Source organism: Streptomyces sp. NPDC037290, assembly GCF_055603245.1.
Genome location: NZ_JBVJVZ010000011.1, coordinates 84,330 through 98,965, shown reverse-complemented (window position 1 = coordinate 98,965; position 14,636 = coordinate 84,330). Strand labels below are relative to the sequence as shown.

Annotated in this window: 13 protein-coding genes; 8 read left to right on the top strand and 5 right to left on the bottom strand. The window is 73.4% G+C overall.

The annotated features are described in order from the left end of the window. Nucleotides 1-4: 4 nt before the first annotated feature. The 8 genes from ACZ7HQ_RS31565 (at nucleotide 5) to ACZ7HQ_RS31530 (ending at nucleotide 8,562) form a co-directional block, all read left to right on the top strand. Complete coding sequence (locus ACZ7HQ_RS31565) at nucleotides 5-994, top strand: GNAT family N-acetyltransferase (protein ID WP_470997228.1); 990 nt, start codon at nucleotides 5-7, stop codon at nucleotides 992-994. Beyond that, nucleotides 991-2,331, top strand: a complete 1,341-nt coding sequence (locus ACZ7HQ_RS31560; RefSeq protein ID WP_470997226.1) for an ABC transporter substrate-binding protein — start codon at nucleotides 991-993, stop codon at nucleotides 2,329-2,331. Before ACZ7HQ_RS31565 ends, ACZ7HQ_RS31560 begins: the two co-directional genes overlap by 4 nt. Beyond that, nucleotides 2,325-3,284 carry a carbohydrate ABC transporter permease gene (locus ACZ7HQ_RS31555; protein WP_470997223.1) on the top strand — a complete coding sequence of 320 codons (960 nt, stop codon included), beginning with the start codon at nucleotides 2,325-2,327 and terminating at the stop codon, nucleotides 3,282-3,284. The genes ACZ7HQ_RS31560 and ACZ7HQ_RS31555 overlap by 7 nt, the downstream gene beginning before the upstream one ends. Nucleotides 3,285-3,316: 32 nt before the next feature. After that, nucleotides 3,317-4,186, top strand: a complete 870-nt coding sequence (locus ACZ7HQ_RS31550) for a carbohydrate ABC transporter permease (protein WP_470997220.1) — start codon at nucleotides 3,317-3,319, stop codon at nucleotides 4,184-4,186. A 52-nt stretch (nucleotides 4,187-4,238) separates the two neighbouring features. Continuing rightward, nucleotides 4,239-5,051 (top strand): LytR/AlgR family response regulator transcription factor, encoded by an 813-nt coding sequence (locus ACZ7HQ_RS31545; RefSeq protein WP_470997217.1) that lies wholly within the window; start codon nucleotides 4,239-4,241, stop codon nucleotides 5,049-5,051. Nucleotides 5,052-5,302: 251 nt separating this feature from the next. After that, a complete protein-coding gene (locus ACZ7HQ_RS31540; RefSeq protein WP_470997215.1) occupies nucleotides 5,303-5,551 on the top strand; it encodes a hypothetical protein in 249 nt (82 codons plus the stop codon). 31 nt (nucleotides 5,552-5,582) lie between these two features. Further along, nucleotides 5,583-7,319 (top strand): sodium/solute symporter, encoded by a 1,737-nt coding sequence (locus tag ACZ7HQ_RS31535; RefSeq protein WP_470997212.1) that lies wholly within the window; start codon nucleotides 5,583-5,585, stop codon nucleotides 7,317-7,319. Between the two features lie 64 nt (nucleotides 7,320-7,383). Further along, complete coding sequence (locus tag ACZ7HQ_RS31530; protein ID WP_470997563.1) at nucleotides 7,384-8,562, top strand: sensor histidine kinase; 1,179 nt, start codon at nucleotides 7,384-7,386, stop codon at nucleotides 8,560-8,562. 9 nt (nucleotides 8,563-8,571) lie between these two features. On the opposite strand, the gene ACZ7HQ_RS31525 is transcribed toward ACZ7HQ_RS31530, so the two are convergent. The 5 genes from ACZ7HQ_RS31525 to ACZ7HQ_RS31505 form a co-directional block, all read right to left on the bottom strand. Continuing rightward, the gene (locus tag ACZ7HQ_RS31525) at nucleotides 8,572-9,105 is read right to left on the bottom strand and encodes a hypothetical protein (RefSeq protein WP_470997210.1); all 534 of its coding nucleotides are present in this window, start codon (nucleotides 9,103-9,105) and stop codon (nucleotides 8,572-8,574) included. After that, nucleotides 9,102-10,274, bottom strand: coding sequence for a hypothetical protein (locus ACZ7HQ_RS31520; protein WP_470997208.1), 1,173 nt, complete (start codon nucleotides 10,272-10,274; stop codon nucleotides 9,102-9,104). The genes ACZ7HQ_RS31525 and ACZ7HQ_RS31520 overlap by 4 nt, the downstream gene beginning before the upstream one ends. Nucleotides 10,275-10,347: 73 nt before the next feature. After that, a complete protein-coding gene (locus ACZ7HQ_RS31515) occupies nucleotides 10,348-12,426 on the bottom strand; it encodes a hypothetical protein (RefSeq protein WP_470997206.1) in 2,079 nt (692 codons plus the stop codon). After that, nucleotides 12,423-13,499: a hypothetical protein gene (locus ACZ7HQ_RS31510; RefSeq protein WP_470997204.1), complete on the bottom strand. Its 1,077-nt coding sequence runs from the start codon at nucleotides 13,497-13,499 to the stop codon at nucleotides 12,423-12,425. Before ACZ7HQ_RS31510 ends, ACZ7HQ_RS31515 begins: the two co-directional genes overlap by 4 nt. Before the next feature lie 13 nt (nucleotides 13,500-13,512). After that, nucleotides 13,513-14,589, bottom strand: coding sequence for a protein kinase domain-containing protein (locus tag ACZ7HQ_RS31505; RefSeq protein WP_470997201.1), 1,077 nt, complete (start codon nucleotides 14,587-14,589; stop codon nucleotides 13,513-13,515). Between the last annotated feature and the right edge of the window lie 47 nt (nucleotides 14,590-14,636).

The following is a 14,636-nucleotide window of genomic DNA, read 5'->3' as shown; positions in this document are numbered from 1 at the left end:
GTCGATGACCGATCGCACGACCCCCGCCACGACGTCCCGGGCCGCGACGCGTGGCTTTCGCGCGGGCGACGGGCCGAAGCTGGTGGAGGCATGGCGGCGGAGCGCGCCGGCCGATCCCCTCACCCCGGACCGCTTCCGCTCGCTGGTGCTGCTCGACGCCAACTTCGACCCGGAGGGGCTGCGCGTCGCCGTCGACGGGGACCATGTCGTCGGCGCCGCCTACGCGGTGCGCCGGCTGACGCCGATGACCGGTACCGACCTGGAGCCGGAGCAGGGCTGGATCCCGTTCTTCTTCGTCGACCCGGCAGCCCGTGGGCGGGGACTCGGCCGCCGGCTGCTGACCGACGCCCTCGACTGGCTGCACGGGCACGGCCGCACCCGGGTGGACTTCGCCTCGTACACCCCGAACTACATCCTCCCCGGCCTGGACGCCGAGGCGTACCCGGAAGCGGCCGGGCTCCTTGCGTCCCTGGGCTTTCGCACCCTGTACGAGGCGGTGGCGATGGACCGGGGCCTGGTCGGCCATCGCCTCCCGGACGACGTCGCATGCCGCTTGGGCGAACTCACGGCGTGCGGCTACCGGTTCGCCACCCCGTCCGACGACGACCTGGTGGACCTGGTCGCGCTCGCCGGGAACCACTTCAACCCGGACTGGGCGCGCGCGATCCGGGACTGCCTGGCCGCGGGGACGCCGCTCGACCGGATCGTCGTCGCCCGGGACCCCGCGGGCCGTCTGGTCGGCTGGGCGATGCACGGCGCGTACGAGTCGGTGGACGAGCGGTTCGGCCCGTTCGGTGTGCTGGCGGAGACGCGCGGCACCGGGCTCGGCAAGGTCCTGCTCCACCTGGTCCTGGAGCGGATGCGGGCGCGCGGTGCGCACTGCGCGTGGTTCCTGTGGACCGGTGAGCGGTCGGCGGCGGGCCATCTGTACCGCAAGGCGGGCTTCACCACGACCCGGGTGTTCCGCGTGATGCGACGGGAGGCCGCCCGGTGACGCGGTCGGGCCGTACCAGGACAGGCAGCGGACTGAGCCGCCGTCACTTCGCGCTCGCGCTTCCCTCGGCGCTGCTCACCGCGGGCTGCGCCGCGCCGCGCCCGGGCACCGGGCGGCCCGGGGACCCGATCGTTCTCACCCTGCTCTCCCACTACACGAGCGGGGAGCTGAAGCAGGCACTCCAAGGCCCGGTCGACGAGTGGAACACCACGCACGACCGGGTCAAGGTGCAGACGAAGGCCGTCGAGTTCACGGACCTGCTGACCACGATCATGGTCCGGCAGGCCGCGGGCCAGGGCGCCGACATCCTCCACCCCTGCTGCCTGTGGAACGGCCAGCTCGTCCAGGCCGGCGTCCTCGGGCCCGCTCCGCCCGAGCACGCCGAGGAGATCAGACGCGGTTACAGCGAGGCCGCGGTCGCATCGTCGTCGGTGGCAGGCAGGGTCTACGGCTACCCCACCGAGGTGCAGACGTACGCCCTCTACTACCACAAGCGGCTGCTGCGCGAGGCCGGCGTCGACGGCCCCCCACGCACCTGGCGGGAACTGGAGGAGACGGCCCACCGCACCGCCCGGCGGGACCGGTACGGCAACACGCTGGTCCAGGGCTTCGGGCTGTCGACCTACGACGACTCCACCACCGTCGGCCAGACGCTCGCCCTGCTCAACGCCGCCGGCGGCAGGTTCGTCGCCCCGGACGGCAGACGCACCGCCATCGACTCACCGGCCGGCCGGGCCGTGTTCGCACTGGAGCACCGCCTCGTCGCCGAGGGGGCGAGCGATCCCGGCGTCAACGTCTACAAGGCGTTCCCGTCCGCGCAGGTCGCCATGGTGATCAGCGCCGGCTGGTGGACCGGGAGCCTGAAGCCCCTGATGGGCAGGGACTACCGCGAGGTCGGCGTCGCGCCCGTGCCCGTCCCCGAGGCGGACGACCGGCGCGGCACGCTCTCCACCGGCTTCATGCTGGGCGTCAACACGGCCAGCAGGCACCCGCGCGAGGCATGGGATTTCCTGCGCTGGCTCAACTCCGAGAAGGTGCGCGTCAAGAAGGGCGCGGCGGCCACCCGGATGAGCGCTCTGCAGGTGTCGGTCGGCTCCCTGACCGGCCGAGCCGACGACATGCGGACGCTCCTCGGCGCGGGCGGCGATCCGAACCTGCGCCCGTTCCTGGACGCGCTGGCCTACGCGGTGCCGGAACCGAACGGCCCGGGCGCACAGCGGGCCAAGTCGCTGCTGCGCGAGAACATCGAGGCGCTGTGGACGGGTCAGCAGTCCGTCGACGAGGCCCTGCACACCATCCGCCGTCAGGTCGACCAGGAGGTGTCCCGCGCATGGTGAACGCCCTGGCGCCGGACACGGCCGAACAGGCCCACGGCGCGCGAGCCGCCGGGCCCGCCGTCGACGGCCGGATGCGCCACCGGCGCCGCCAGACCGTCGTCGCGTACCTCTTCCTGGCGCCGACGCTGCTGTTCTTCGCCGTCTTCCTCGTCCTTCCGCTCGGCTTCGCGCTGCTGCTGTCGATGTCCCGCTGGGCCGGGTTCGACCTCGGCGACATCGAACCGGTCGGCCTGGACAACTTCACCGGCCTCTTCGCGGACGGCTCGACGTTCCTGACGCCGATCCTCACCAACACCCTGCTGTTCGCCCTGGGCACCGTGGCCCTCGCGCTCGCCGGCTCCGTGCTCGTCGCCACCTGCATCGACAGGCTGCGGTTCCAGGGGCTGTGGCGCACCCTGTACTTCCTGCCGATCGTCACGACCGTCGTCGCCGTCGGCAACGTGTGGAAGTACATGTACGAGCCGGGCGGCCTGGTCAACGGCGTCCTCAACGCCCTCGGGCTCGGCTCGGTGGCGTTCCTGCAGGACCCGGACACCGCGCTGCCCTCGGTCGTGGTCGTCCAGGCCTGGGCCTCGGTCGGCTCGGCGATCCTCGTCCTGACCGCCGGGCTGAAGTCCGTTCCCGAGTCGTACTACGAGGCCGCCGCGCTCGACGGCGCCGGGGCCGTCACCGTGTTCTGGAGGATCACCCTGCCGCTGCTGCGGCCGTCCCTGCTGTTCGTGTGCATCACCCAGTTCCTCACCGGCCTGCAGTCGTTCGCGCTGATCATCGTGATGACCAAGGGCGGCCCGGGCGACGCGACCGGCGTGGCCGCGCTGGAGATGTACCGGCAGGCCTTCTCCTACGGCGACTGGGGCACCGCGAGTGCCGCCGCCTTCGTGCTGTTCCTGGTGGTCCTCATGGTCACCCTGGTGCAGCTGTGGATCTTCCGGCGCACGGGGGAGGACGCGTGAAGGGGCCAGGACGCGTGAAAGGGGCAGGACGCATGAACCGGCGCCGCTTCCCGTGGCTGTCGTACCTGGTGGTCGCGACCGGCGCCGTGCTCACGGTGGTGCCGTTCCTCGACATGGTGATGACGTCCTTCAAGGGACCCGGCGAGGCCGGCACGCTGACGTACCGGTTCCTGCCCGAGGCGTTCGACCTGTCCAACTACCGGGCGGCGATCAACCAGCTCGACCTGCCCGTGCTCTTCCGCAACAGCGTCGTCGCCACCACACTGATCACCGGATCGGTGCTGCTCACGTCGTCACTCGCCGGCTACGCGCTCGCCAAACTCCGCTTCCCCGGCCGGGACTTCGTCTTCCGCCTGGTCCTGTCGACGATGATGTTCCCGCCGTTCCTCTTCTTCGTCCCGCACTTCCTGATCCTCGTGCACTGGCCGCTGGCGGGCGGCAACGACCTGTTCGGGAGCGGTGGCGCGGGCCTGACCGTCAGCATCGTGGCGCTCGCCGTGCCGTTCCTCGTCAACGGCTTCGGGATCTTCCTCACCCGCCAGTTCATGCTCGGGATCCCGGACGAGGTCCTGGAAGCCGCGCGCATCGACGGGGCCGGGGAGTTCACCGTGTGGTGGCGGATCGTGCTGCCGCAGACCACACCGGTCCTGGTCACGCTCGGGCTGCTGACCTTCGTCGACGCCTGGAACGAGTACATCTGGGCGCTGCTCGTCTCGACCGCGAACCCGGGCGTGATGACCCTGCCCGTCGGTATCCAGCTCCTGCAGGACTACGTCGACCCGACCCGCACCATGCCCATCGTCATGGCCGGACTCGTCCTGAGCATCCTGCCGGTCCTGGTCCTCTTCCTGCTGCTGCAGAAGTACTACATCCGAGGCGTCATGCTCAGCGGCCTCAAGTGAGGCGGGCCCGCGAGCGGGGTAGGCAGGCGAAGAGGGGAAGGAACCTGCGGAGATGAGCGCGAGCGACGTGGCCCTGCGGGTGCTGGCGGTGGACGACGAGGAGCCCGCGCTCGAGGAGCTGCTGTACCTCCTGGGGCGGGATCCACGGGTCGGCGACGTGATCCCCGCGGCCGGCCCCGCCGAGGCCCTGCGCCGGCTCGGCCGGGCCGCGGAGGACGGGCCCGACGGCACGCAGGCCGTCGACGTCGTCTTCCTCGACATCAACATGCCGGGACTCGACGGACTCGAACTGGCCCGGCTGCTCGGCCGGTTCGCCGCACCACCGCTGATCGTCTTCGTCACCGCCCACGACGACTTCGCGGTCCGCGCCTTCGACCTCAAGGCCGTCGACTACCTGCTCAAGCCGCTGCGCAAGGAGCGCTTCGCCGAGGCCGTACGGCGGGTCGCCGAACTGGTCCGGGCCGGTCAGGGGCCCCGGCCGGCCGCGCCCGCCGGGGCCGTACCCGAGCCGGCGCCCGCCTTCGGCGACCAGGTCCCCGTGGAACTGGGCGGGGTGACCCGGTTCGTGCCCATCGCCGACATCACCCATGTCGAGGCACAGGGCGACTACGCCCGGCTGCACACCCCGCACGGCAGCCACCTGGTGCGTGTGGCGCTGTCCACCCTGGAGGAGCAGTGGCGGGCCCGCGGCTTCGTGCGCATCCACCGCAGCCGGCTCGTCGCACTCGGCCGTATCGAGGAACTCCGCCTGGACGGCGGCAATGTGACCGTACGGATCGGCGAGCGCGTCCTCGCCGTGAGCCGGCGCAACGCCCGGGAACTGCGCGACCTCCTGGCCCGGCACGCGGCCGGCCCGGGCCGTTGAGCGCCGGAGCGATCCCCCGGGTGGCGGACCTGTGGCGATTCTCGCCGGCCGGCTGTCGCCACGGTGGTCCGCTGCATACACTCGCCGCAGCACAAGGTGATCACCGCGGCGTCGGGGAGTGCGGCATGGGTGCGGAATCCGTCCCTCGCAGGGAGGTGGTCACCGGACGGCCGAGCTCCTCGGGCGGTACGGCCACGCCGCGCCCGGCGCCTCCGCCACCGCCTTTATTCCCGGAGCCCGTACGTCAGTTGATGCGACGTCAGCTGCGGGCGGCACTCATCGCCACGGCCCTCCTCGTCGTCCCGCTCGGCCTGCTGCCCGTACTCCTGCGGGCCCGGCCGCTCGCCGACGCAGCCCCCCGCGTCCCGCCGGCCGTCTGGCTCCTCCTCGGCGTGGCGCCGTACCCCGCCCTGCTCGCCATCGGCCTCTGGTACGTCCGCCGCGCCGAGCGCAACGAGACCGGCACGACTGCCGGCGACGCCCCCGCGGAACGCCTCTGAACATGCGCCGACCATCCGCCGGGGCCGGCCGGTGAACCAGACGTACGGCGTCGTGGGCGTGACCGCCGTGATCATCGCCACGGTCCTCGTCGGCGCGCTCGGCCTGCGCGTCTCCCGCACCACCTCCGACTTCTACGTCGCATCCCGTACGGTCGTGCCGCGGCTCAACGCCTTCGCGGTCAGCGGCGAGTACCTGTCCGCCGCCTCCTTCCTCGGTGTCGCCGGACTCGTCCTCGCCCAGGGCGTCGACATGCTGTGGTTCCCCATCGGCTACACCGCGGGCTTCCTGGTGCTGCTGGCCTTCGTCGCCGCCCCGCTGCGCCGCTCCGGCGCCTACACCCTGCCCGACTTTGCCGAGGCCCGGCTGGAGTCCCGGGCGGTGCGGCGGATCGCCGGGGTGCTGGTCGTCGGGATCGGCTGGCTGTATCTGCTGCCCCAGCTGCGCGGTGCCGGCCTCACCCTCCGGCTGCTCACCGGCGCCCCCGGCTGGCTCGGCGGGCTGGTCGTCGCCGCCGTGGTGACCGCTGCCGTCGCCGCCGGCGGGATGCGCAGCATCACCTTCGTCCAGGCCTTCCAGTACTGGCTGAAACTCACCGCCCTGCTGGTGCCCGTGGTGTTCCTGCTGTTCGCCTGGCGCGCCGACCACGCCCCCGCCCCGGCCTGGGACGACCGGCCCGTCTTCCACCGCTCCACGCAGGTGCGTATTGAGGCCCCGCTCACCCTCACCGTGCACGAACCGGTCCGCGTGACCGCCTCCGGAACCGTCGACGGCCGTACGGTGCAAGGGACTTCGCTGCGGCTCGGCGAGGGCCGCCACCGGATCGGCGCGCCCACCGCCCTGCGCTTCCCGGCCGGCGCCCGCGTCCCCCTGCCCGACCGGGCGCCCGACCGCACCGCACCCTCCAGCTGGGCCAAGCCGCTGTCCTCGGACCGTGAGCAGCACGGCCTGTACGCCACCTACGGACTGATCCTGGCCACCTTCCTCGGCACCATGGGCCTGCCGCACGTCGTGGTCCGCTTCTACACCAACCCCGACGGCCGAGCCGCCCGCCGCACCACCGTCAGCGTGCTCGCCCTGCTCGGCGCGTTCTATCTCCTCATCCCCCTGTACGGCATGCTCGGCCGCCTGTACGCACCCGACCTGCTCCTGACCGGTGACACCGACGCCGCGGTCCTCGTGCTGCCGCAGCGGCTGATCGGCGGCCTCGCCGGGGACCTGCTCGGCGCCCTCGTCGCCGGCGGCGCCTGCGCCGCCTTCCTCTCCACGGCCTCCGGACTCACCATGTCCGTCGCGGGCGTCCTCGCCCAGGACGTCCTGCCCCGGCTCGGCATCCGCCACTTCCGGCTCGCCACCCTGCCCGCGATCGCGGTGCCGACCGCCGCCGCCGCGGTGGTCAGCGACCTACCCGTGGCCGACGCGGTCGGCCTGGCCTTCGCCGTCTCGGCCTCGTCCTTCTGCCCCCTGCTCGTCCTCGGCATCTGGTGGCGGGGGCTGACCCCGCACGGCGCGACCGCCGGGCTGCTCCTCGGCGGCGGTTCGGCGTTCACCGCGGTGACGGCCACCATCGCCGGCGGTGCCCGTTCGGGCTGGCTGCACACGCTGCTGGCCTGGCCCGCGGTCTGGTCCGTGCCCGTGGGCTTCGCGGCGATGGTCCTCTTCTCCCTGGCCACCCGCGACCGCGTCCCGCCCGGTACCGCCGCCACCATGGCCCGCCTGCACCTCCCCGAACCCCCGACCGCCCGCCGCCCAGGACCGGCCACGACCTGACGGAGACCCACGTGCCCACCACCGCCCGCCCCGCCGGCCCGGACCCGCGTCACCCGTGACCGTCCTGAGCACCGCCGCCCTCGCCCTGGCCGGTCTCGCGTTGTTCGTGCTCGGTGTCGCCCTCGGGCACGGCGCGGCTCGGCGGCAGCAGGAGCACTCGGCCGACAGCGACGGGGCACGTGCCCTCACCCAGGCGCTGCACACCGCCGCGCTGGCCGCGGCACCCCTGCGTACCGGACTGACCCCGGACACCGCCCGCAAGGCGGCCCGCAGACTGCGCCCCCTGCTCGGCACCCCGGCCCTCGCCCTCACCGACGACACCTCCGTGCTCGCCTGGGACGGCGCCGCCGAACACCACCGCGCACAGCTCGCGGCCCAACTCGCCCGGCCGCCCCGCGCCCGGGCCTTCCCGCTGTCCTGCGACGAGGCCGGCTGTCCCGTCCGCTGGGGCGCCCTGGTGCCCCTCACGGCCGACGGCACGGTCCCCGGTGCCCTCGCCGTGCTGGCCGCCGCCGAATCCACCGCCCTGCTCCGGGCCTGCGGGGAAGCGGCGCGCCGGCTCTCCCTGGAACTCGAACTCTCCGGCCTCGACCGGGCCCGCACCAGCGCCCACGAGGCCGAGGTCCGCGCTCTGCGCGCCCAGATCTCCCCGCACTTCATCTACAACTCCCTGGCGAGCATCGCCTCCTTCGTCCGCACCGATCCGGAGCGCGCCCGTGAACTCCTGCAGGAGTTCGCCGACTTCACCCGCTACTCCTTCCGCCGGGACGGCGACTTCACCACCCTCGCCGAGGAACTGCGCTGCATCGAGCAGTACCTGGAACTCGCCCGCGCCCGCTTCGGCCGCCGCCTCCGGGTCACCCTGCGCATCGCCCCCGAGGTCCTGCCCGTGACACTGCCCTTCCTCTGTCTGCAGCCGCTCGTCGAGAACGCCCTCAAACACGGCCTGGAGGAGGCGGTGGAGCGCAGCAGCGTCACGATCACCGCCGAGGACGAGGGAACCTGGGCCCGGGTCGTCATCGAGGACAACGGCGTCGGCATGGAACCGGAACGCCTGCGCGCGATCCTGCGCGGCACCGCCGGACCGGCCACCGGCGTCGGTCTGAGCAACGTCGACCGCCGGCTGCGCCAGGTCTACGGTGACGACCACGGCCTCGTCATCGAGACCGGCGTGGGCGCGGGCACGAAGATCACCCTGCGTCTCCCGAAGTTCCGCCCGGGCATCCAGGCCCCGCCGCCGTGACCCGGCCGGTCAGCCGTCGTCCGAGGAATGGCACCCTTTCGGGAACGAGGTGTCGCCGTCGGCCGTGGCGAGGAAGAAGACGTCGATCCTGACCTTGCCGGACGGCCCGCCCTTCCAGTAGCCGCGCTTGGGCGCGTTCCTGAAGCGGGAGAACCCGCCGGTGATCATCGAGTTGACCTTGTCGGCGGCCTCCTGGCCGGGCCCGGGGTCCGGCGCCGTACCGAAGGAGAGCACGAAACCCGCCGTACGGTCCGCCACCCCGGCCCCGCGCAGCTGCGCGCCGAACTGCTTGCGTACGGACCCGGCGCTGCCCGTCCGCACGGTGAAGCTGCACGGTTTGAGGACCAGCCCGCGCTCCGCCGGCTGGGTGCTCGGTGGCGGGCTGGACGGCGTGCTGGGCTTCGGCGTCGCGCCCGTGCGCTGCTCGCGCGGCAGCGAGCCCAGTGCGATCACCAGCAGCAGCAGAAGCAGGTCGGCGAAGAGCCACCCGGCGAGCAGCACGGTGCGCCCGGCGGCTGCCCGCTGCGGCGGCCGGCCGCTCACGGCCGGCCCCGGTACGGCGGGTCGGCGTTGTCCAGGCCGCCGGACGGAAGATGCCCGGCGCGGCTGTCGAGGCGGTCGACGAGCTGCCAGATGCTCCGGGTTGAGTCCACCAGGTTCTCCGCCCGCTCGGTGAAGACCAGCAGCGTCTCCCCGAGGCTGCGGGCCAGTTCACGCACCGAGGCGACCGCGAGGTCGTGCCGGTGGATCTCCTGCCCGGTCGTCTCCTGGGCGCGCCGCAGATCGCCGGCGAGCGTCTCGATGGCGGCGCGCAGCCTCGCCTCGTCCTCGGCGCTCTGCTCCCGGATCCGGATCAGGTCCTGCGCGAGTTGGCTGGGCGGGGTGAGTCCCCGGATCAGCCGGGTCAGTTCGTCGACCGTCTTCGTCCAGCCGTCCAGGGCGCTCTGGATCCTGCTGCCGGGCCCGGTCTCCAGCGCGGCCGTGATCTCCTGGGCGGTCCGGTGCAACGCCAGTTGCAGTGCCTCCGTACCGGCGTTGAGCTGGGAGGCGAGCTTCTCCGCGCTCCGGCTGTCCAGCGGCTTGCCGGCCGGCCGCGCGGGCGTGGCGAGCAGGAACGTCGCCAGGGCCAGCTCGGTGGCGAGCTGCCCGCGCTCCTCCTCCCGCGACAGCCGCCGCTCCCGGCTGCGCTGCAGGGCGTGCAGCACCAGGGTCAGCGCGACGACGACCAGGATGAGCAGCGTGACGTGGAGCGCGGACGTGCCCAGGGTCACGGTGGTCGCCTCGGGCGGGCTGCCCTGCGGGAATCCACGGGCCCAGCCGAGCAGGAAGGGGTCCTGGCTGCGGGTCGCGTCATAGGCGTCCAGGGCGCCGCGCAGCCGCCACCAGGTGAGTGCGATGGGCGCGAACACCAGCACGTCGCGGGCGACTCCGAGCCAGCCCTCCAGGGCGCCGCGGTCCTTCGAGGGCGCGTCCGGGAGCAGCACCTCCGGGGGGTAGGCGGCGACCAGATCGGTGCCGGCGAGCGTGGCACCGCCCCGTTCGAGGTCGGCGACGACATGGTCGAGCACCCGGGTGTCGGAGCCGTCGGTGCGGGCACGGTTCGCCAGGGCGCGGATCCGCCCGGCGATGCGGTCGAGTTCCCCGTCGGTGCCGGTGCGTTGCGCGGGCACCGACCCGGGGTTCGGCGGTGTTGCCTCTTCAGTCGATGTCATGCGGCGTCAATCGTGTCGTCCGGCGGTCGGTGTGGGCAGGCGCGGCGGGTGGGCCGAGGTCAGGGCATCGAGGTCAGGGCATCGAGGTCAGCAGGATGTAGCCGAGCGTGCAGAGCAGCACGAACAGGAGCGCCGACACGAAGACCACGGCCAGGCCGTCGAGCTGGCCGAGGCCTCCGAGCCCGCGCCTGCGGTCGTCCGCCGGCGCCTGCGGACCGCCACCGGCGGGCGGGTCGGCCGGACGCCGGCCCGGCTCCTGCGGCGGGGTCAGGGGGTCCCACCGGGCGCGGTGCTCCGCCCCCGGGCTCGCGGCGGCACCGTAGGGCTGGGACGGGGCCGGCCCGGTGGAGCCGTACCAGGGCTGGGTACCGGCCCCGGCCGGCGCGGTCGTCCTGCCCGGCACCGCCCCGCCCGGACGCGGCCCGTGGGCGGGGCGCCCCCCGCGGGCGAGGTAGCCGTTGTCGCGGAGGAACTGCTCCGAGATCTCGTACCGGATCCGCTGCTCGGCCCCGTCGTCCGCGGCCAGTTCCAGCGCGGCGGCGTACAGACCCAACGGCGCCTGCACCCCGGCGCGTTCCACCAGGGTGGCGGCCGCCGCGCCGTCCAGGCGTGGGCCGTGCGCGGCGAGGAGCAGCTGGCGGAAGCAGTCGACCTCCTTCGCGCGGTCGCCGCGCGCGATGCGGTCCACCGCTTCGAGCAGCAGGTCCTGCTCGTACCACACCTGTGCGGCGGCCGGGCTGTGACCGGCGCCGGCGAGGTGGTGCAGCACCAGGTGCATGGCGTCCGGGAAGTAGCGGGTGTAGCGCACGACGAGGTCCAGCAGTTCGTCCGCCGGGCTGGCGGCGAAGAGACCGGTGTGGTCCAGTGCGTCGGCGGGCATCGCGAGGTCCAGGGCCGCGATCACCAGCCGCCGGTGTCCGCTCCTGCTCAGGTCCAGGCCCTCGTGCGGCACCTGCCGGTGGAAGACGTCGGTCACCGACGACGGCTTCGGTTCCGCGTCCCGCGTCGCCTCCACCAGTGCGTCGGTCCCCTGTCCGGCGAGGCAGGCCTCCACGGCCTCGCTCGTCAGCAGGTCCCGCAGCTCGGGATGGCGTGCGGCCCGCTTCTCCAGGCGGTGCCAGCGGCGCAGCGCCTCGATGAGCCACTCCGCGGGCTGCTTCCTCAACTCGCCGGTCATGTGCGCTCGTTCATGGGCGAGCGCGCCGCGGGCGACGGCACGCTCCAGCAGGGCGTCGTCGAGGAACACGTCCAGCCGTACCCGCGGATCGGAGATCCGCCCGTCCACCACGCGAACCGTCCGCCGCCAGGCGTCCACGTCGTCCGCGCCGTGCAGCGGGTGCCGCGGGCGGATCCGCTCCAGTGCCGCGTGTCCGGCCTCCCGGTACAGCTCCACCAGCTGGGTGGCGAACCGGCCGGTGTCCGTGTCGGGCGGGGGCTCGGTCACGTCGACGCGCCGGCGCTGGTTGATGTACATCGACTGGGGCGGGCGGGCGGCGAGGAACACCACCCGGGGCTGATGGGCGCCCTTGTCGGTGGACTCCCGGCTCGCGAAGGTCCACGGCCGGCCGGACACCGGTCCGGCGATGTCCAGCAGGGCCGTCATCGTCGGCAGGGCGAGGTGCGGACGGGTGATGACGCTGAAGTCCTCGGCGGGCTCGGCGAGTACCCGGGCGACGAGCGCGGTGAGCTGCTCGGCCGGGACCTCGGCGACTCGGTCGCGCAGCGCGGCCAGCCCGGGCCGCGCCGCCTCCCTGAGGTCGTCGAGGCCGAGTGCGGCGAGGTCCGCGCCGGTGCCGTCCGGTTCGCGGTCCAGCCAGCCCGGCCAGTCGTGCAGTCCCAGGGCGAGCTGTGCGTCGATCGTGCGCGGGTCGCCGACCAGGACGTGGGTCAGGGTGGCGCCGCCCCGGCCGTGCGGGTTGCGTGAGGGCAGCTTGCGCAGGACGGCCGCCTCGTCCTCGAACACCAGGTGGACGAGGCTGGCCGTCAGTTCCGGCTGGTCGCCCTGGCCGTCCTGGGTGGCCCAGACGTACTGGAGCCGCTTGGCCCAGCGGTCGAGGGTGCGCAGCCCGGAGTGCGCGACGGGGCGGACTCCGGCGTTGCCTTCGTGGTCCCGTTCGGCCCAGCCGAAGAGGATCTGGTCGACCGTCGTCATCGGACAGCTCCCGGGCCGAGGTCGTCGGGGTCGAGGACCCCGCACATGGCGAAGAGGGCGAGCATGGGTTTGAGGGTCCGGCGCGGCGCGAAACTCCCGTGCGGGGAGCGCTGGACGCCGTCCGCCTCGACCGCCTTGTGGCCGGTCGCGGTGGTGAAGTGCAGCGTGGAGCGGGCGCAGCGCACGAAGGGGGCGAGCCAGCCGGCGGCGCCGCGGGAGCTGAGGAAGGCGTAGGCGTCCTCGCTCTCCTGCTCGACGGTGGCGAGCTGCAGCTCCTCGTCCGGGGAGGCGTTCTGGAACCAGCGGTCGACGAGCGGCTCGTGGTGCCGCAGCAGATCGCACTTGCCGACCACGACGGCGGCCGGCAGCGGCAGGAACTGGGAGCCGTCCACCCCGTGCAGCCGCCCGATCTTGTCGAGGACGACACCGAAGGACGGGTCGCCGGTGACGCTGCCGCCGGCGGCGGTCAGCCCGCGGATACGGGTCGGGTCGACCACGAAGACCAGCGCGCTGACCGCGCCCAGGAACGGCACCTCGGCGTCGTGGTCGGCGAGCCACTCGCCGGAGACGTCGAAGAAGGCGACGGCGACGTTGCGTCCGGTTCTGCTGTTGTGGATCCACAGGGCGTCGGTGAACTCGGGTGGCTGGGCCGGGGTTCCGGCCAGGCCCTGCCCCTGGTCCAGGAAGGGCCGCACGACGTCCTTCAGGTAGCGCTGGTGCAGCTTGAGGTCGAGCCCGCCGACGACCAGACCGAGGCGGGCCATCCGGTCGACGTCGGAGAGCATGCCGAGCATGGCCGCGAGCAGATGGCTCTTGCCGGCCGCGGACTCACCCACCACGCCGATGACCAGGGGCTCGCCGAAGTCGCCGTAGCGTCCGGGCAGGACGTGCGGCTCACCGCCGCCCGTGCACAGCCGGTAGGCGTCGAGGCGGCGGTGGTTCCCGAGCACGTCGTCCTCGCCCTCGAGAGCGGCGAGCGGTTCGGGCCGGCCGTCGGCCGTGAGGGTGACGGTCTCGGCCGTCGCCCAGTCGACCATGCTGAGGCAGATGGGGCACCTCACCTTTGCTGACATGTCACTGCTCCCCTCAGACCAGCGCCAGGACGGCGATCAGCACGCCGAGGAGCGTGACGGCCAGCGCGGCGGACAGGACGACGGCCCGCCGGCGCAGCACGAGCATGCCGGGGCGCGTGCCCGGGGGAGCGGCGGGCGGCTGGGGGTACGCCGGTCCGTGCTGCCGCTGGTTGAAGGCGTACTGCCGGGCACGCAGCTCGTGGAAGTGCTGGCGGGCCTGCTGTTCGAGCTCGGCGAGCCGGGGCGGCCCGGACGTGCCGGGGCCCGTGCCCGGGCCGGGGCCGGTGCTGCGGCCCGCCTGGGTGTCACGCCGCAGCCGGAGCGTGTATCCGCTGACGCGCTGGCGTGCCTCGTTGGTGAAGACCCCCTCCAGCAGGTTGCGCTGGCTGGAGTCGAGCCAGCGCACCCGGTCGCGCATGTCCGCGGCCGTGGTGGCCTCCTCGCCGGTGGCGAGGTGGAAGATGACGGCGCCGGCGGAGTAGACGTCGTCCCGGCAGTCGGCCCGGCCCTGGCCCTTGGCCTGTTCCGGGGACCGCCACGGGTCGGTGCCGGCCGCCGCGCCGCGTGGTTCGCCCTCGTCGAGGCTGAGACCGAAGTCGGCCAGCTGCACGGAGGTCCCGTCCCACCACAGGGTCTCGGGCCGGATGTCCCGGTGCACCAGACGCAGGTCGTTCAGTTGCCGCAGCACCGTGAGGACGCCGTCCACGACGGCCCACAACTGGCCCGCCTCCAGGGGTAACTGGTCGACCGCCTCGGACAGGGGGCGGCCGCGGCGGGTGGCGACCAGGAAGGGTGCCCGGCCGTCCGGGCGATAGCCGATGACACGGCTGAGTTCGGGCGGGTACCGCGTGACGCCGAGCCGGCGCACCAGTACGTCGGCCGTCCGCACGGTCCGTTCCAGCTCCCGGCGCGCCGCGTCGGTGTGGGCGATGCGCTGTACGACGCGCTCGCCGCCGCTGTGCACCAGCAGACCCGGACGCTCCCGGAATCCGTCCCGGGACCTCTCTCCCTGGCGATCGAAATCGATCTCGAAGATCGATTTTCCCGCATCGCGGCCACCACAGGTGATCATTTCCAGACGCTCGATCAAGCCCGCCCCCGATAAGTGTGCTGCGGAATCCGAAACTACACCCGCGA